Source organism: Castellaniella sp. WN (assembly GCF_054457555.1).
In genome coordinates, this window is the sequence record NZ_JBTKZC010000001.1 from 1190367 (window position 1) to 1207152 (window position 16786).

16 protein-coding genes are annotated in these 16786 nt (G+C 68.3%); 11 read left to right on the top strand and 5 right to left on the bottom strand.

Annotated features, from left to right (window positions below; all coding sequences use genetic code 11):
* Positions 1–62: 62 nt before the first annotated feature.
* A complete protein-coding gene (ubiU, locus tag ACTPOE_RS05440; protein ID WP_458871200.1) occupies positions 63–1118 on the bottom strand; it encodes a ubiquinone anaerobic biosynthesis protein UbiU in 1056 nt (351 codons plus the stop codon).
* A gap of 258 nt (positions 1119–1376) precedes the next feature.
* Between ubiU and ACTPOE_RS05445 the strand changes: the two genes are divergently transcribed.
* Positions 1377–1598: a DUF2249 domain-containing protein gene (locus ACTPOE_RS05445; protein WP_458871201.1), complete on the top strand. Its 222-nt coding sequence runs from the start codon at positions 1377–1379 to the stop codon at positions 1596–1598.
* An 81-nt stretch (positions 1599–1679) separates the two neighbouring features.
* Positions 1680–3026 carry a hypothetical protein gene (locus ACTPOE_RS05450; protein ID WP_458871202.1) on the top strand — a complete coding sequence of 449 codons (1347 nt, stop codon included), beginning with the start codon at positions 1680–1682 and terminating at the stop codon, positions 3024–3026.
* A 9-nt stretch (positions 3027–3035) separates the two neighbouring features.
* Here ACTPOE_RS05450 and ACTPOE_RS05455 read toward each other — a convergent pair whose 3' ends face one another.
* Together ACTPOE_RS05455 and ACTPOE_RS05460 are read right to left on the bottom strand one after the other, a co-directional pair.
* On the bottom strand, positions 3036–3638 hold the full coding sequence (locus ACTPOE_RS05455; RefSeq protein WP_458871203.1) for a response regulator: 603 nt from the start codon (positions 3636–3638) through the stop codon (positions 3036–3038).
* Positions 3635–5425: a sensor histidine kinase gene (locus tag ACTPOE_RS05460; protein ID WP_458871204.1), complete on the bottom strand. Its 1791-nt coding sequence runs from the start codon at positions 5423–5425 to the stop codon at positions 3635–3637. The genes ACTPOE_RS05455 and ACTPOE_RS05460 overlap by 4 nt, the downstream gene beginning before the upstream one ends.
* Before the next feature lie 159 nt (positions 5426–5584).
* On the opposite strand from ACTPOE_RS05460, the gene ACTPOE_RS05465 reads away from it, so the two are divergent.
* Positions 5585–6940 carry a c-type cytochrome gene (locus ACTPOE_RS05465; RefSeq protein ID WP_458871205.1) on the top strand — a complete coding sequence of 452 codons (1356 nt, stop codon included), beginning with the start codon at positions 5585–5587 and terminating at the stop codon, positions 6938–6940.
* Positions 6933–7853 (top strand): c-type cytochrome, encoded by a 921-nt coding sequence (locus ACTPOE_RS05470; RefSeq protein ID WP_458871206.1) that lies wholly within the window; start codon positions 6933–6935, stop codon positions 7851–7853. The genes ACTPOE_RS05465 and ACTPOE_RS05470 overlap by 8 nt, the downstream gene beginning before the upstream one ends.
* 35 nt (positions 7854–7888) lie before the next feature.
* Here the strand turns inward: ACTPOE_RS05470 and ACTPOE_RS05475 are convergent, their stop codons facing one another.
* Positions 7889–8548 carry a Crp/Fnr family transcriptional regulator gene (locus tag ACTPOE_RS05475; protein ID WP_458871207.1) on the bottom strand — a complete coding sequence of 220 codons (660 nt, stop codon included), beginning with the start codon at positions 8546–8548 and terminating at the stop codon, positions 7889–7891.
* A 69-nt stretch (positions 8549–8617) separates the two neighbouring features.
* Between ACTPOE_RS05475 and ACTPOE_RS05480 the strand changes: the two genes are divergently transcribed.
* Positions 8618–9028 carry a YbaN family protein gene (locus tag ACTPOE_RS05480; protein WP_458871208.1) on the top strand — a complete coding sequence of 137 codons (411 nt, stop codon included), beginning with the start codon at positions 8618–8620 and terminating at the stop codon, positions 9026–9028.
* Here ACTPOE_RS05480 and hemN read toward each other — a convergent pair.
* Positions 9010–10440, bottom strand: coding sequence for an oxygen-independent coproporphyrinogen III oxidase (gene hemN / locus ACTPOE_RS05485; RefSeq protein ID WP_458871209.1), 1431 nt, complete (start codon positions 10438–10440; stop codon positions 9010–9012). The genes ACTPOE_RS05480 and hemN overlap by 19 nt on opposite strands.
* Positions 10441–10689: 249 nt before the next feature.
* On the opposite strand from hemN, the gene ACTPOE_RS05490 reads away from it, so the two are divergent.
* The 6 genes from ACTPOE_RS05490 to mnhG are packed head-to-tail and all read left to right on the top strand — an operon-like array spanning position 10690 to position 16669.
* A complete protein-coding gene (locus ACTPOE_RS05490) occupies positions 10690–13587 on the top strand; it encodes a monovalent cation/H+ antiporter subunit A (RefSeq protein WP_458871210.1) in 2898 nt (965 codons plus the stop codon).
* 2 nt (positions 13588–13589) lie between these two features.
* Complete coding sequence (locus ACTPOE_RS05495; RefSeq protein WP_323025807.1) at positions 13590–13931, top strand: Na+/H+ antiporter subunit C; 342 nt, start codon at positions 13590–13592, stop codon at positions 13929–13931.
* Complete coding sequence (locus ACTPOE_RS05500; protein ID WP_458871211.1) at positions 13928–15577, top strand: monovalent cation/H+ antiporter subunit D; 1650 nt, start codon at positions 13928–13930, stop codon at positions 15575–15577. The genes ACTPOE_RS05495 and ACTPOE_RS05500 overlap by 4 nt, the downstream gene beginning before the upstream one ends.
* Positions 15574–16062: a Na+/H+ antiporter subunit E gene (locus ACTPOE_RS05505; RefSeq protein ID WP_458871212.1), complete on the top strand. Its 489-nt coding sequence runs from the start codon at positions 15574–15576 to the stop codon at positions 16060–16062. The genes ACTPOE_RS05500 and ACTPOE_RS05505 overlap by 4 nt, the downstream gene beginning before the upstream one ends.
* Entirely contained in the window at positions 16059–16343 is a 285-nt protein-coding gene (locus ACTPOE_RS05510; protein WP_458871213.1) for a K+/H+ antiporter subunit F, read from the top strand. The genes ACTPOE_RS05505 and ACTPOE_RS05510 overlap by 4 nt, the downstream gene beginning before the upstream one ends.
* A complete protein-coding gene (gene mnhG / locus ACTPOE_RS05515) occupies positions 16340–16669 on the top strand; it encodes a monovalent cation/H(+) antiporter subunit G (RefSeq protein WP_458871214.1) in 330 nt (109 codons plus the stop codon). Before ACTPOE_RS05510 ends, mnhG begins: the two co-directional genes overlap by 4 nt.
* Positions 16670–16786: the final 117 nt, after the last annotated feature.

The following is a 16786-nucleotide window of genomic DNA, read 5'->3' on the forward strand; positions in this document are numbered from 1 at the left end:
CGCAATGGGCGGGGCGGCCCGCGCCCCCGACGAGGAAGCCGGGCGCGAGGCCCCGCGCGGGATCATTTCCAGGGCCGGTGGTAGGCGCCCAGCGTGTGCTGCTGGCCTTCGGCGACCTTGTTCAGCTCGGCCATCCAGGACGGATGCACCGAGTAGCGGGACGGACTGCTGCGGGCCAGGTCGATGGCCTGACGCCAGACCCGGGTGACCTGGGCGGTGTAGGCCGGGCTGCGCTGGCGGCCCTCGATCTTGATCGCCCGCACCCCCATGGCCATCAGCCGGGGCAGCAGTTCCAGGGTGTTGAGGCTGGTGGGTTCTTCCAGGGCGTAGTAGTTTTCGCCCGCGACATCGAATCGGCCCTTGCACAGGGTGGGATAGCCGGCGTTCTCGCCGTCGTCGTAGCGGTCGATCAGCACACCGTTCAGGCGCGACTCCAGGCCCTGGTCCGTCTGCTGCCAGCGCACATGCTTGGCCGGCGAACAGACGCCGTGCGTATTGGGGGATTCGCCCGTGGCGTAGGACGACAGGGCGCAGCGGCCCTCGGCCATGACGCACAGGCTGCCGAAACCGAAGACCTCGATCTCGACTGGCGTGTTTTCACAGACCTGCTGGACCTGGGCCACCGACAGCACGCGCGGCAGCACGGCGCGCGCCACCCCGAAGCGTTCATGGTAGAAGCGGATGGCCTCGTGGTTGGTGGCGGAACCCTGCACCGACAGGTGCAGCCGCAGGCCGGGGTGATGCTCGCGGGCGTAGGCCATCAGTCCGGGATCGGCCATGATGACGGCGTCCACGCCGGCGCCGGCCGCGCGATCCACGGCGTCCCGCCACAGTTGCCAGCCATCGGGCTGCGGGTAGGTGTTCAAGGCCAGGAGGACCTTGCGCTTGCGATCGTGGGCGTAGCGAATGCCTTCGGCGATGGCCGCGGCGTCGAAATTCAGGCCGGCGAAGTTGCGCGCGTTGGTCGCGTCGCGGAAGCCCAGGTAGACGGCGTCGGCGCCTTCGTCCACGGCGACCTTGAGGGCGGGCAGGCTGCCCGCGGGACAGACGAGTTCGAAATCCGACGGATCGTGGCGCGGCACCACGCCGGGACGGTGAGATTCGGGGAGGGCTGACATGAGGGACGTCCAGGGGATTCGTGGCGGGGCGCACCGCCGGGCCCCGCTTCGGCAATACCGGAAACTATGCACTGTCGAACGGCATCGGACCTTAATCCGGATCAAGAAGTGTGCATCCTGACTTTCGCGCAGGGTCTTTCTGCCACCACCGGACCGCCCAGGGGAAACAGCGCCCGGGACACGGTCTTGGCCCACGCCGGTGCGGGGATCGTGTAAGGTAACGTCACCGATGACGCGCGCCCATTCCCGGACCTTCCCATGGCCCCTCCCGACCTGACTCTCGACGTACGCTCGCTGCCCGCCCCGGAGCCGCTGGAGCATTGTCTGGAAGCCCTGGCCGACCTGGCCCCGGGCCAGCGCCTGCACATGCTCATCGACCGTGAACCGTATCCGCTGTACACCATTCTGGACCGCGACGGCTTCCAGCATTGCTGCACCTTCGAGGACACGCACTTCCAGGTCACGATCTGGCACGATTAGCCAGATGCCGGCCACCGCGCGCCGCGGCCGGCATCGCCATCCCGAACACCCCCGCACATCCCCCGAAGGAACCGTACCGCCATGCAGCGCGCCCTGGATTTCGACAAGACGCCCGCCCTGGGCGTGCCTCTGCCCTTTTTCCTGAACGTGCCGCTGTTCGCCCTGCTGGCCGGCCTGCTGGCTGCCTGGGCCGGGCCGCAGGCCTTCGCCTCGCGCTGGAACGGCGCCGCCCTGGCCCTCACCCACCTGTGGACCCTGGGCGTCCTGGGCAGCGCCATGCTGGGCGCCCTGTTGCAGATCCTGGCGGTGGCCTGCAACGTCCCGGTGGGGGCCATCCGCACGATCGCCGGCCTGACGCACGCGCTGCTGACGGCGGGCACGCTGCTGCTGGCGGCTGGATTCCTGGGCTGGTGGCCGGCGGCCTGGGTCGGCGCCGCCGCCCTGCTCGGTCCGGCCTTCGCACTGTACCTGATCGCCGTCGCTCTGGCGCTCTGGCGGCACCGGCGCCAGGTCTACAAGGGCGCGCGGGAAATCCTCGTCCCGGTACGCGGGGCGCTGATCGCCCTGGCCTGTACGGTGCTGATCGGCCTGGTCCTGGCGCTGTCCCTGGGCCTGGGATGGACCCTGCCCGACTGGATCGACAGCCACGCGCTGTGGGGGCTGGCCGGCTGGGGCGGCCTGCTGCTGATGGGCATGTCCTTCCAGTTGCTGCCGATCTTCCAGGTGACTGAACTCTACCCCAAGCCCCTCGCGCGCTGGCTGCCGCTGCTGATCCCCGGCCTGCTGCTGGCCTGGACGGCGCTGGACGCCTCCGCCGGCCTGCCCCGGCTGATGCGGGAAACAGCGGAACTGCTGCTGGTCGGCGCCTACGCGCTCTGGGCCGGCGTCACGCTGCGGCTGCTGTGGACCCGCAAGCGGCCGGCCCCGGAGGCCACGACTCTGTTCTGGTACGCGGGCATGCTCAGCCTGCTGGCCTGCGCGCCGCTCTGGATCTGGATGACGCATGGGCAATCCCCCAGGGCCGGCCTGGTGCTGGGCGTGATGATGATCGCGGGTGTGTTGGGCTCGGCGGTGAACGGAATGCTGTACAAGATCGTGCCCTTCCTGCTGTGGAAGCACGCCCAGGATGCCATGATCGTGCCGGACCGGGATCCGGCCCAGGCTCGCGTCTACCTGAAAGTCCTGCCCAAGATGGCCGCCTACATCGGCGAACGTCCGGCCCGCCTGCAATGGGCCGCCCACGTCGCCGTCGTCCTGTGCTGGTCGCTGGCGGCGGCCGGCTGGACCCCGGCGGCACTGGCGGCCGGCCCGCTGCAGATCGTCTCGGCGACGGGCCTGGCCTGGAACATCGGCCGGGCGCTGCGGCTCTACCGCAAGACGCTGCGGGCGATGGCGGCGCTGCTGGACGCGCGCCCCGATCTCCGTTAGCGGCCCCGTTCAGATATCGCCGATCTCCGTCAGGATCCGGATCAAGTCAGCCATGTGGGCCGCACCCAGCTTCTCCATGGCCTGGGCGCGCTGCACTTCGACGTAGCGCACCGATACGCCCTGGTCCACGGCGATGTCCCGATTGGTCATGCCGGCCCGAACGCCCTGGATCACCGCGCGCTCCCGCAGACTGAGCGCATGGTACAGCCCCCGCAGGCGTCGCCGATGGCAAGCCTGCTCCGACTTGACCAGGGCGCGCTCGATGGCCGGCAGCAGGACATCCAGCAACACTGGTTTTTCCAGGAAATCGACGGCGCCGTTGCGAAAGGCTTCCGTCGCCATGGGGACATCCGCATGCCCCGTCAGGACGATGATCGACAAGGGACTGCCCAGCCGGCCCAGGTGAGCCTGCACGGCGTGTCCATCCCAATCGGGCATGCGCATGTCCAGCAGGACCACGCCCGCCGCGTACAGATCGGCCCCCTCCAGAAATACGCGACCGTCCGGCCAGTCCCGGCAGGCCACCCCCACGGTCTCCAGCATGTACCGGCAGGCATGTCGCACCGAGGGATCGTCATCGACCACATGGATGATGGCTTCGCTCGTATTCATGAATCGGATCCCGCGGGCTCCAAGGGCAAGTCCAGCGCGACCAGCGCGCCCAGCCGTCCATCCGCGCGATGATCGAGCCGGATCCGCCCCCGCAGGGACAGCATGATACGCTGGGCGATCAGCAGGCCCAGACCCAGGCCATCCCGCCGCGTCGTCCGGAAGGGCACAAAGGGGAAGCGCAAATGCTCTTCATCAAAACCCGGCCCATCGTCGATGATCTCGATGCACGCTCCGCCGGGACCGGGCAGCGCGCGGATATGGACGAGCCGCGCCCCCGACTGGATCGCATTGTTCAGGACATTGACCAGCACCTGCTCGAACGCGCTGGAGACGGAACGCTCCGCCAGCGCCGGGGGAATCGAGGATTCGATCGACACTCCCTGACGATCGGCCCGCAGCCGCACCATATCGACCACCTGTCCGACCAGGACACCCAAGGCCCGCCGTTCCCCGACGGGAGCGGCTTGCCCCGGCCGCGCCCAGCCACGCAGGTTGGCGATGGCGCGGTCGCAGCGCAGCACTTCGTCACGGATCCGCCGCACGATCGGCAGCAAGGCGGAATCAGGATCCTCGGACTTCAAGCGATAGGCCGCGGCCTCGGCATATTGCAGGATGGCGGAAAGCGGCTGCTTGACCTCATGCGCGATACCCGCGGCCATTTCCCCCAGCGAGGCGACCCGGTCCGCCCGCGCCAAGGCCTGTTCATAGGCATGGAGCTGCTCGTGCGCCTGGCGCAGGCGCCGACGCTGCCGCCGCGCCACCCGGGCCAGCCAGAGGCTGTTGCCCAGCAACAATGCCGCGAAGGCGGCCAGGCCGGCCAACCATGGCCAATAATGCGCCAGCAGGCGGCGTGCCTGCGCCCAGATGTCCCGGCCACCGGATACATAGTCGATCCGGCGCAGGCGGCGCTCCACATCCGCCGCCGAAACCGGCAGGGACCACCGTGGCAGATCGGCCGATTCCGGCTCCTCCAGCAAGGCTCGTCCCAGCGCGACCGCCAGCGCGTCGGGCACAGTGTCCAGCGCGGCCAGGGACCAGCCCGGCAACGCGCGGGTACTGGCTGCGCAAGGCGACGATCCGGCATCGGGATCGGCGGCCACCGGCCGGAGCAGACGCAGGGATACGCCGCCGAGACGCCCGGCATCGCGCAGTTCCTCATACAGGCACAAGGGCACGATCGCGGCATCGACCTGCCCCGCCAGCAACTGTAAAAGAGGACGCTCCGCCGGAAAGCCGGAAAAGACCGGAACATAGTCCTGCTCCGGCGCCAGTCCTTCGCGATCCAGCAACTCGACCCCCAACAGATACCCGCCCAGGGCTTTCGGATCCACTGCGCCGACCCGCCGACCGCGCAACTGCGCAAGACTGGCGGGCCCCGTCTCGCGCGCCCAGATCGCCGATCCGATCTGTTCCAGAAAACGCAGGCCATCCTTGCCGGAAGGACGCAGCGTCGCCAGCCAGCGCACGGACCGGCCGGGATCCAGCGCCTCGAACTGCACCGGATTGGCCAGCAGGAAATCCAGGCCGCCCAGCGCACCATGCCGCAATGCCTCGTCCGGCACGATCGGCACGAGATCGAAATGCTCGCCCGGAAAGCGGCGTTCAAGCCAGTCGCGCCACTCGGCCCAGGCCTCCAGCGCCTTTTCCGGCCCGCGCGGGGCCAGGATGCCAACCTGCCAGGCAGACGCCGGGTCCATCGCGACGGCCGGCCCCGCCGGGACGCCCGCACCGCACAGACCCAGAGCCAGGACCGCCGCCCAACGCCCCGACCGTTCGATCAGCCGCACGATTTGTCCGACATCAAATAATCCCTGTTCACAGTACGGTTTTCCACATAGCGCGGACCCATGCCCCGACCGCACAATCAAGCCACGAACGATCACCCTCCGAACCGCCGGAAACCGCCGCGCGGCCCGGGAAGGAACCTCGCAATGTCCGATAGACGCATGAAAAACATCCGCAAACTGCTCATGGGCGCCGGAACGGCGGCCATCCTGGTCGCGGCCGTCACCTGGGGACTGGCTCGGCAACTCCACCCCGAACCGCCGCCAAATCCCGACACAGCGCTCGACGACCCGGCGCTCATCCGCCAAGGCGAGTATATTGCCAGAACGGCGGACTGCATCGCCTGCCACACAGCGCCAGGCGGCCGGCCTTTCGCCGGCGGCTTGGCCATGCAGACCCCGGTCGGCGCGATTTATTCAACCAACATCACGCCCGACGCCGACACCGGCATCGGCGCCTACGACTACCCATCGTTCCGCAACGCGGTCAAATTCGGGATCCGCCACGATGGCGCGACGCTCTACCCCGCCATGCCCTATCCGTCCTACGCCATCATGCCGGACGCGGACCTGTACGCCCTGTATGCCTACTTCATGCGGGCCGTGGAACCGCGACGCCAGGCCAACGCGCCATCGACCATCCCCTGGCCGCTGAACATGCGCTGGCCGCTGGTCTGGTGGCGGGCGCTGTTCGCGCCCGAACGGGCATTCCAGCCGGACCCGGGCATGGACATGGTCCTGAACCGAGGCAAATATCTGGTGGAAGGCCCCGGACATTGCGGCGCTTGCCATACTCCCCGGGGAATCGGCTTCCAGGAAACGGCCCTGAGCCTGGAAGACGGCGACACATTCCTGTCGGGCGCTCTGATCGATGGCTGGAGGGCAAAAAGCCTGCGCGGCGAAGCGCAAGGCCTCGATTCCTGGACTCGGGAGGAGATCGTGGACTTCCTGGCCTCCGGCCGCACAGACCGGGTCGCCGCCTTCGGCGCCATGGCGGACGTGGTCAGCCACAGCACGCGGCACATGGCGATCGACGATCTGGACGCCATCGCCGGATACTTGAAACGACTGCCGCCCGCGCCGGGCAAGCCGGCCACATTCCCCACGAAGCGGGACACCCTGACCGACACCCTGCTCGACGGCACCATACGCACTCGCGGCGCCTTGCTGTATCGCGAACACTGCATGATCTGCCACCGTCCGGACGGTCGAGGCATCCCGCGCGTCTTCCCCGCCCTGGATGGCAATTCCGCCCTCTTCGCCCAGAATCCGCAATCGTCCATCCAGATCACGCTGGAAGGCGGGCGCATGCCGTTGAATCCCGACACGGACACCATGGCATTCGCCATGCCCGGATTCAGGCATCTGTCCGACCAGGATATCGGCGAGATCCTGAGCTTCATCCGCGGCGGCTGGACCAACCAGGCCTCCGCCGTCACGCCGGACCAGGTGCGCCAGATCCGATCCTTCCTGGACGCCAGGACACCCGACATCCAGACAGGAGGTTTTCATGAATAGTCCCCGTTCCCCGAGATCACTGGCGGGCCTGGTTCCGGTCCTGATCCTGGTCCTGGGCCTCGGCTCCGGCCCCGGAGCCCGGGCGCAATCGGCCGGCGCGATCGCGCCGCAGACCTACGCCGTCAAGGACAAGGGCGGCACCCCCCTGCCAGCCTACGCGATCCCGGATGACACCACAATCTTCCAGCACCCGGACGCCGAGGCCATTCTTTACGGACAGCGGCTGCTGAACGAAACCCGGCGGCTGCTCCCCGACAATGTGGGCGCCGCCATGAACTGCAGCAGTTGCCACGTGATGCAGGGAAAGAAACCGCTGGGCGCCCCCTTCATCAATACTTACAACAGTTTCCCTCAATTCAACCCGCGCGCCGAGCGGGACATGACGCTGGAAGAACGCATCAACGGCTGCATGATCCGTTCGATGAACGGAAAGAAGCTGGCTCCGGATTCGCGCGAAATGCGGGCCATGGTCGCCTATATGAAATGGCTGGCCCAGGATGTGCCGCATGGCGCCCGGGTACAGATACGGAACAGCAGCCCCATCGACACGCGCCTCACACCCGATCCCGCGCGGGGTCGCGCCGTCTACGACCGGCAGTGCGCATCCTGCCACGGAGCCGACGGCGAAGGCCGCAAGGACGTCCGGGGCAACATCGTTTTCCCGCCGCTCTGGGGAGACGAATCCTTCAACATCGGGGCCGGGCTGGCGCGGACCTACAAGGCGGCCTCGTTCATCTACGACAACATGCCCATGGGCGTCCATACGGACGGCGCCTGGGGCGAAGGCCGCATCCTGAGCCAGCAGGACGCCGTGGACGTAGCGGAATTCTTCACCCACATGCCGCGCCCCGACTTCCCGCTGAAGGACAAGGACTGGCCTTCAGGGAAAAAGCCGAAGGATGCGCGGTACTGACGCTCCGCCCATCGCGATCCGCCGGCCGCGATGGGTCAGCCCTTGTAATTCCTCAATCCATCGAGGTCGAGGATGGTGTATTCGCGGCCCCGGACGCGAATCAGGCCGCGGTCGCTCAGGTCGCGCAGGATGCGCGAAAAGTGCTCGGGCGTCAGGTTCAGGCGCGAGGCGACGATGGCCTTGCTGATCTCGATGCGGAAGGGCTGGCCGACCTCGCCGCGCCACTCGCGCAGCAGGTAGGCGATCAGGCGCTGAGCGCCAGTGTGCAGGGTGTAGGCCTCGACGTCTCCCATCAGGCTGTACAGGCGCCGGCTCAGGCCGGCCAGCATCTTGCGCGCCATGCCGGGATTTCGGTCGAGCTGGTCGAACAGCGCGTCGCGTCCCACGTGCAGCAGCAGGGTGTCGCGCAGGGCCTCGGCGGTGACGATGTAGTTCTGGCCCATGAACATCAGGGCCTCGCCGAAACCGTCGCCCGGCCCGATCAGGCGCACGACGCGCTCCACCCCCGAATTCGAGACGAACAGCAGCTTCACCTGCCCGTAGACCACCACATGGAACCCCACGCACGGGTCGCCGCGCCGGAAGATGATGTCCCCCCGCACGGCGCTGATCTCGCTGGTGCCCCGGGCGATGGGGTCCAGGTCCTGCGGCGGCAGTTCATTGAACAGCGGCACCTGAGACAGCAGGTCGCGCATCCTGGCGTGGCGCGAGCGGTCGTCCCCGCCTCCCCGCGGACGCCACGGATTGATAGAATCCCCGGTACGATGATCCGCGCCCTCTTTACCCTCCTGGGTTCCGTGGCCCTGGCCCTGGGCGTGCTGGGCATCTTCCTGCCCCTGCTGCCCACCACCCCGTTCCTGCTGCTGGCGGCTTTCTGCTTCCTGCGCGGCTCGACGCGCATGCATGCCTGGTTGATGTCCCATCGCATCCTCGGTCCGTACATCCGCGACTTTCAGGCGGGGCGCGGCATCCCCTTGCGCAGCAAATGCATCGCCCTGATCCTGATGTGGCCCTCGCTGGCCCTGTCGGCCTGGATCATGCCGGTGCCCTGGGCGCGCTGGCTCCTGTTGATCCCGGGCATCAGCGTCACGATCTACCTGTGGCGCCTGCCCACCCGTCCGGGCGGCGAGGCCGATCGGCCGCGGCCGCCTCCCGATCAGATCAGCCGGGAATAGGTCGCCACCCGGGGGCGGCGCACATACTGGTCGAACACCATCGCCAGCGCGCGCACGAACACACGACCTTTAGGCAGCACCCGCAGCCCGCGCGCGTCCAGCTCCAGCAGGCCCGCATCCGCGTACGGACGCAGGCGGTCCAGTTCCGCCTGGAAACAGGACTCGAAGGAGAGACCGTGGCGCGCCCGGAAGGCGGCGAAATCCAGCGGCATGCTGCACATGATGGTCATGATGACCTCTCGGCGCAGGACATCTTCCGGGCTCAGGTCGAAGCCCTTGGCCGTGGGGAGTTCGCCGCGCTCGAGACGGTCGCGGTAAGCGTTCAGGGAATGGTGGTTCTGGATGTAGGCATCGCCGATCTTGCCGATCGCCGAGATGCCAAAGCCCACCAGATCGCATTCCGCGCGGGTGGTATAGCCCTGAAAATTGCGGTGCAGACTCTGGTTCAGCCGCGCCCGGTTCAGCTCGTCGTCGGGCTTGGCGAAATGGTCCAGCCCGATATAGACGTAGCCGGCCGCCAGCAGGCGGCGCACCGACATCAGGAAGATGCCCATGCGCGTGTCGGCGCTGGGCAGGTCTTCGGCGTGGATCAGGCGCTGCGCCTTGAAACGGTCGGGCAGGTGAGCATAGTTGTAGAGAGCGATGCGGTCGGGGGACAGCTCGATCAACTGGTCCAGGGTGCGGCTGAAACTGTCCAGCGTCTGCTTGGGCAGGCCGTAGATCAGGTCGGCATTGATGGACTGGAAGCCATTGTCCCGACTGGCCTGCAGGGCCGTGCGCACCATGTCGTAGGGCTGGATGCGGTTGACCGCCGCCTGGACCAGAGGATCGAAGTCCTGGACGCCGAAACTGGTGCGGTTGAAGCCCAGTCCCGCCAGCATGGCCAGCGACGCGGGGCGGACGGTACGCGGGTCGATCTCCACGCCCAGCTCGGCGTCGGGGGTGAACTCGACATGGCGCCGGATCCGCTCCATCAGTGCGGTCAGTTCGTCCGCGCTCAGGAAAGTCGGCGTGCCACCCCCCAGGTGCAGCTGCACCGCGCGGTTGTGACGCCCCAGGAGAGAACCGACCTGGTCCATCTCCCGGTACAGGATGTCCAGGTATTCGGCCGAGCGGCTGTGATCCTGGGTGATGATCTTGTTGCAGGCGCAGAAATAGCACAGCGATTCGCAAAACGGCAGATGCACGTAGATCGACAGGGGCGGCGCCTGCTCGGCCGCCGCCCGTTCCCGCAGCCGCGCGATGTAGGCCGAGGCAGGATAGTCCTGCCGGAAGCGGTCGGCCGTCGGATACGAGGTATAGCGCGGGCCGGACTGGTCGAAACGGCGGATCAGCGCCTCCGATATCTCCAGGTCGGGAAAGGCGATGGTCTCCGGACCGGAGACCATCGCGGGCGTTTCTTGGGTCGTCATGCGGCAAGCTCCTGCGACAAGGCCGCGCCGGAAACCGAGGGGACCGGTGCTTCAGGCGGCATTGTTCTACATTTCAACATAGTCTCCGGTAAAAATCGCCCATCAGGCTTGACTCAAGTCAAGCCCTTGTCTTCGCGTATCATTGAGGACTTCCAGACGGGCCCAGCCGGCCGCCTCGTCCGCGCCAGGCACCCCGTCCGAACAGGCCCGCGGGCCGCGCGCATTCCCGATTTCCGTATCATCCACCCCATGCTCCTGATCCTGATCCTCGCGATCCCGTTTGCCGGCAGCCTGTGCGCCTCGCTGCTTCCAGCGACCGCGCGCCGCGCGGGGGCCTGGCTGGCGGGCGGCAGTGCCCTGGCCTGCCTGATCCTGACGCTGTGGCTCACCCCCGAGATCGCCGCCTCTGGCGTCATCAAGCTCAGCCTGCCCTGGATCCCGACCCTGGGGGTGGACCTGACCCTGCGCATGGACGGCTATGCCTGGCTGTTCTCCGTGATCATCTCGGCCATGGGCGCCCTGATCGCCCTGTACGCCCACTATTACTTGTCGGCCCAGGATCCGGTCCCCCGATTCTTCGCCTTCCTGCTCAGCTTCATGGGCGCCATGCTGGGCGTGGTGCTGGCCGGCAACCTCATCCAACTGCTGGTGTTCTGGGAACTGACCAGCCTGTCCTCGTTCATGCTGATCGGCTACTGGCATCACCGCATGGATGCCCGCCGCGGCGCACGCATGGCCCTGCTGGTGACCGGCACCGGCGGCTTCTGCCTGCTCGCCAGCATGCTCATCATCGGCCACATCGTCGGCAGCTACGACCTGGATGCGGTGCTCGCGGCCGCCACGGCGATCCGGGGGCACCGCTGGTACCCGATCCTGCTGGTGCTGCTGGCCCTGGGCGCCCTGACCAAGAGCGCTCAGTTCCCCTTCCATTTCTGGCTGCCCAACGCCATGGCCGCGCCCACTCCAGTATCGGCCTACCTGCACTCGGCCACCATGGTGAAGGCGGGCGTCTTCCTGCTGGCGCGCTTCTGGCCGATCTTCTCCGGCACCGACTGGTGGACCTGGATCATCGGCGGCGCGGGCCTGTGCTCGCTGCTGCTGGGCGCCTACGCCGCCACCTTCCAGCGCGACATGAAGGGCGTGCTGGCCTATTCCACCATCAGCCACCTGGGCCTGATCACGCTGCTGCTGGGCATGAACAGCCGCCTGGCCCTGGTGGCCGCCGTCTTTCACATCATCAACCACGCCACCTTCAAGGCATCCCTGTTCATGGCGGCCGGGATCGTCGACCACGAAAGCGGCACCCGCGACCTGACCCGCCTGTCCGGCCTGCGGACCTTGATGCCGCTGACCGCGACGCTGGCCATGGTGTCGGCCGCCGCCATGGCGGGCGTGCCCCTGCTCAACGGCTTCATCTCGAAGGAAATGTTCTTCGCGGAAACCGTCTTCGTCACCGGCCATTGGGCCAGCCGCTGGGGCCTGCCGATCGCCGCCGTGGTGGCCGGCGCCTTCAGCGTAGCCTATTCGCTGCGCTTCATCCTGCAGGTGTTCTTCGGCCCGCCGGCGACCGATCTGCCACGCACGCCGCACGACCCGCCGCGCATGATGCTGATCCCCTGCGCGGTGCTGGTGCTGTTCTGCCTGGCCGTGGGCATCCTGCCCGGCCTGATCCTGGAACCCGTCCTGAACATGGTCATGCGCGCCCTACTGGGCGACCGCGTCCCGGTCTATGACCTGCAGGTCTGGCACGGCCTGAACCTGCCCCTGCTCATGAGTCTGGCCGCCATGGCCGCCGGCATCGGCCTGTACCTGGCGCTGCGCAAGCGCGACCGCCGCGCTCCGGGCCAGGTGCCCCTGATCTACCGCCTGGACGGACGCCAGTCCTTCGAGGCCCTTCTCGAAGCCATCGACGCGGGCTCGGCCCTGCTGCTGGCCCGGCTGCAAACCCAGCGGCTGCAGCCCCAGGTCCTGCTGCTGGCGCTGGCCACCGGAGCGGTGGCGCTGCTGCCGCTGTTGCCGGGCGGCTGGTGGCCAGCCACCGCCACCACCACCCCGGCGCAGTGGTCCTTCGGCCTGATGTGGCTGGCGGGCGGCGCCTGCGCCCTGGCGGCGGCCTACCAGGCCAAGTATCACCGCGCCGCTTCGCTGATGCTGGCCGGCGCGGCCGGCCTGGTCACCTGCGTCACCTTCGCCTGGCTTTCCGCCCCCGATCTGGCCCTGACCCAGCTCACGGTCGAGGTCGTCACCACCGTGCTCATCCTGCTGGGACTGCGCTGGCTGCCGCCCCGGATCGAGGAATTCCCCGGCCCCACCCCGAGGGCGACGCGCTGGCGACGACGGCGCGACTTCCTGGTGGCCGCGGCCGCGGGCGCCATGATGGCGGTCCTGGCCTACGTCATGATGACGCGGCTCCCGGCGCATGACAGCATCTCCGCCTATTTCGTCCAGCAGGCCTGGCCCCAGGGCGGCGGCGCCAACGTGGTCAACGTGATCCTGGTCGATTTCCGCGCCTTCGACACCTTCGGCGAAATCACCGTGCTGGGGATCGTGGCCCTCAGCGTCTACGCGCTGCTGCGGCGCTTCCGGCCGCCGGCCGAGACCATCGCCGCGCCGCTGCGCCATCGCAACGGCGGCATGCCGGCCGCCTTCGAGGAACCCGACTTGCAGGCGCCGCTGCCCGAAGGCACGATGCGCGTGCCCGCCGTCCTGGTGCGGCTGCTGCTGCCGGTCTCCACCCTGATCTCGCTGTACTTCCTGCTGCGCGGCCACAACCTGCCGGGCGGCGGTTTCATCGGCGGACTGATCATGGCCACCGGCATCATCCTGCAGTACATGGTGGGTGGCATCCTGTGGGTCGAAGCCCGCCCTCTGATCCGCCCGCAGGCCTGGATCGCCCTGGGTCTGATGGTGGCCGGCGCCGCCGCCATGGCGGTGTGGTGGGTCGGCAAGCCCTTGCTGGCTTCCCATACGCTGGACCTGATCCTGCCCCTGGTCGGCACCCTGCACCTGTCCAGCGCACTGCTGTTCGACCTGGGCGTGTACATGCTGGTGGTGGGCGCGACGGTCCTGATGATCATCGCCCTGGCGCACCAGTCCCTGCGCTTCTACCGCAAGCTCGCCGAAGCCGCGGACACTGTGGAGTCCTGACCATGGAATGGATACTGGCGCTGGCGATCGGCGTGCTCGCGGGTTCGGGGGTCTGGCTGCTGCTGCGGCCTCGCACCTTCCAGTTCATCATGGGCCTGGCGTTGCTGGGCTACGCGGTCAATCTGTTCATCTTCGCCATGGGGCGGCTGCGGGTGGATGCCCCGCCGGTCATCGACCCGGCCTGGGCCGACCCGGCGCGCTATGCCGATCCCCTGCCCCAGGCGCTGGTGCTGACCGCCATTGTCATCGGCTTCGCCACCACGGCGCTGTTCCTGGTCGTGCTGCTGGCCTCGCGCGGGATGAGCGACACCGACCACGTGGACGGCGAGGAGCACCGCCCATGAACCTCTGGCTGCAGCACCTGCCGGTCCTGCCGGTCCTGATCCCCCTGCTCGCGGCGGCGCTGATGCTGCTCACCCGCGATGGCCAGCGGCGGCTGCGCGTGGCCCTGGGCGCGGCCGCGCTCGGCCTGATGGCGCTGACTGCGCTGATGCTGGTACGCGCCACCCAGGGCATCGGCGCGCCGCACTGGCCCGACGGCATCGGCGTCTACCTGCTGGGCAACTGGCCCGCGCCCTTCGGCATCGTGCTGGTGGCCGACCGCCTGGCCGCGCTGATGCTGGGCCTGACGGCGGTGCTGGGCCTGTGCGCCTGGGTCTACGCCACGGCCCGCTGGGACCGGGCCGGCAGCCACTTCCATCCTCTGTTCCTGCTGATCATGATGGGCCTGAACGGCGCCTTCCTGGCGGGCGACCTGTTCAACCTGTTCGTCTTCTTCGAAATCCTGCTGACCGCGTCCTACGGTCTGATGCTGCACGGCTCGGGCAAGCGCCGGGTCGGCGCCGCCCTGCACTATATCGCCGTCAATCTGATCGCGTCCTTCCTGCTGCTGGTGGCCATCGCCCTGATCTACGGCCTGACCGGCACGCTGAACCTGGCCGACCTGTCGGTCCGCGCCCTGGCCCTGCGCGGCGCGGACCGGCAGCTCTTCGACAGCGCGGCGGCGATCCTGGGGGTCGCCTTCCTGATCAAGGCCGCCGCCTGGCCCCTGAACTTCTGGCTGCCGAACACCTATTCCGAGGCCGCCGCGCCGGTGGCCGCGCTCTTTGCCATCATGACCAAGGTCGGCATCTACGCTCTGCTGCGCATCGGTTCGCTGCTGCTGCCGGCCGGCGCCCCGGCCGCCTTCGGCGGCGCCTGGATGTTCCCCGCCGGGATCGCCACCCTGGCCTTCGGCACCCTGGGCATGCTGGCCAGCACCCAGGCGCGGCGCATCGCCGCCTACGCCATCATCACGTCCTCCGGCACGCTGTTCGCCGCCCTGGGCATGCCCGGCGCGACCCTCACCGGGCCGGCCCTGTACTACCTGCTCAGCTCGGTCCTGGCGCTGGGAGCCCTGTTCCTGCTGCTGGAACTCACCGAGCGCAGCCAGTCCTTCGGCGCCGACATGCTGGCCATCACGCAGGAAGCCTTCGAAAGCGACGACTCCGGCGCCACCGACCTGAGCGGCCAGGCGGTGGGCGTGCCGCTGCCCGCCACCATGGCCTTCCTGGGCCTGAGCTTCTTAGCCTGCGCCCTGCTGATCATCGGCCTGCCGCCGCTCTCGGGCTTCGTGGCGAAATTCTCGCTGCTCTCGGCCGCGCTGCGCACCGCCGAATACGGTGCGCCCACCGCCAACGTCTGGCTGCTGGTGGCAACCATGCTGTCTTCCGGCGTGGCCTGCCTGATCGCCCTCGGGCGCTGCGGCGTGCGCCTGTTCTGGGTGCCGGAAGACCTGCACGTCCCGTCCCTGCGCCTGAACGAGGCCATTCCCATCCTGGTGCTGCTGTCGGCCTGCGTCCTGCTGACGGCACGGGCCGGGTCCGTGATGGCCTACCTGGAAGACACCGCCTGGTACCTGGACCAGCCGGGCCGCTACGTCGAGGCGGTGCTGGGACAGGACCCGCATGTCTTCCCCGCTCCGGCCGCTGGACACGGAGGTCCGCGATGAAGTGCCTGCTGCGGTCCCTGCCGCTCGCTTGCCTGCTGCTGATCCTCTGGCTGGTGCTGAACGACAGTCTGTCGGCCGGCCATCTGGTCCTGGGCGCGGCCATCGCCCTGACGCTCGCCCTGCTGGCGCCGATCCTGCGGCCGGTGCGCGCGCGACTGTCGCATCCGCTCACCGCCCTGCGCCTGGCCGGACACGTGGCCGCCGACATCGCCCGCTCGAACCGCGATGTCGGACGGATCATCCTGCGCGGCCCCCGGCCCGGCGCCCATCCCGGCTTCCTGGACATCCCGCTGCGCATCCGCGACCCGCACGGCCTGGCGGCGCTGGCCTGCATCGTCACCTTCACGCCCGGCACGGTCTGGGCCGGCCACGACCCCGAACACAATATGCTGACCCTGCACGTGCTGGATCTGAGCGACCCCCGGGGCCTGACCCGCATCATCCAGGACCGCTACGAACGCCCCCTGATGGAGATCTTCGAATGAGCGCGACGATACTGTACTGGGCCGGCGGCTTCGCCCTGCTGTGCTTCACCCTGGGCCTGGGCTGCGCCGCCGTCCGCCTGATCCGGGGCCCCGGCGCCGAGGACCGCGTCCTGGCCCTGGATACCCTCTACATCAACGGCATGCTGATCCTGCTGGTGCTGGGCATGCGCTTCGGGGCCGGCCTGTATTTCGACGTGGCCCTGCTGATCGCGCTGTTCGGCTTCGTCGGCTCTTCCGCACTGGCCAAGTTCCTGCTGCGCGGCGAGGTGATCGAGCCATGAGCGGACTGCCCTTGTGGGCCGCCGTGCCGGTGGCCCTGCTGCTCGTCCTGGCGGGGCTCGTGACCCTGACCGGATCACTCGGGCTGCTGCGCCTGCGCAGCTTCCACGAACGCATGCACGCCCCGACCATGGGCATGACGCTGGGCGTCTTCTGCGTCGCCCTGGCGGCCACCGTGGTCGCCAGTTTCCTGCAGCACCGGCCGATCGTCCACGAATGGCTCATCTGCCTGTTTCTGTTCATGACGGCTCCGGTCACGGCCATCCTGCTGATGCAGAGCGCCCGCCAGCGGCAACGGAAACACGCGGACGCCGACGAGTCTAAATAATTTTGTTACACTTGAAGCTAGGGGAAACCCGTACACTGGTTCGGAGCCCGTTCGCGCGGATCGAGCAGACCCCATGAACGGTACGCGAATCCCTGAACCGGACCGGGCATCGTCCGG

Excerpts from the sequence above, each read along its gene's own strand:
- ACTPOE_RS05510 (WP_458871213.1), top strand. The coding sequence starts at position 16,059 with ATGAGCGCGACGATACTGTACTGGGCCGGCGGCTTCGCCCTGCTGTGC.
- ACTPOE_RS05475 (WP_458871207.1), bottom strand. The coding sequence starts at position 8,548 with ATGCGCGACCTGCTGTCTCAGGTGCCGCTGTTCAATGAACTGCCGCCG.
- ACTPOE_RS05490 (WP_458871210.1), top strand. The coding sequence starts at position 10,690 with ATGCTCCTGATCCTGATCCTCGCGATCCCGTTTGCCGGCAGCCTGTGC.
- ACTPOE_RS05470 (WP_458871206.1), top strand. The coding sequence starts at position 6,933 with ATGAATAGTCCCCGTTCCCCGAGATCACTGGCGGGCCTGGTTCCGGTC.
- ACTPOE_RS05480 (WP_458871208.1), top strand. The coding sequence starts at position 8,618 with ATGATCCGCGCCCTCTTTACCCTCCTGGGTTCCGTGGCCCTGGCCCTG.
- mnhG (WP_458871214.1), top strand. The coding sequence starts at position 16,340 with ATGAGCGGACTGCCCTTGTGGGCCGCCGTGCCGGTGGCCCTGCTGCTC.
- ubiU (WP_458871200.1), bottom strand. The coding sequence starts at position 1,118 with ATGTCAGCCCTCCCCGAATCTCACCGTCCCGGCGTGGTGCCGCGCCAC.
- ACTPOE_RS05455 (WP_458871203.1), bottom strand. The coding sequence starts at position 3,638 with ATGAATACGAGCGAAGCCATCATCCATGTGGTCGATGACGATCCCTCG.
- hemN (WP_458871209.1), bottom strand. The coding sequence starts at position 10,440 with ATGACGACCCAAGAAACGCCCGCGATGGTCTCCGGTCCGGAGACCATC.
- ACTPOE_RS05450 (WP_458871202.1), top strand. The coding sequence starts at position 1,680 with ATGCAGCGCGCCCTGGATTTCGACAAGACGCCCGCCCTGGGCGTGCCT.
- ACTPOE_RS05505 (WP_458871212.1), top strand. The coding sequence starts at position 15,574 with ATGAAGTGCCTGCTGCGGTCCCTGCCGCTCGCTTGCCTGCTGCTGATC.
- ACTPOE_RS05495 (WP_323025807.1), top strand. The coding sequence starts at position 13,590 with ATGGAATGGATACTGGCGCTGGCGATCGGCGTGCTCGCGGGTTCGGGG.
- ACTPOE_RS05445 (WP_458871201.1), top strand. The coding sequence starts at position 1,377 with ATGGCCCCTCCCGACCTGACTCTCGACGTACGCTCGCTGCCCGCCCCG.
- ACTPOE_RS05465 (WP_458871205.1), top strand. The coding sequence starts at position 5,585 with ATGAAAAACATCCGCAAACTGCTCATGGGCGCCGGAACGGCGGCCATC.
- ACTPOE_RS05500 (WP_458871211.1), top strand. The coding sequence starts at position 13,928 with ATGAACCTCTGGCTGCAGCACCTGCCGGTCCTGCCGGTCCTGATCCCC.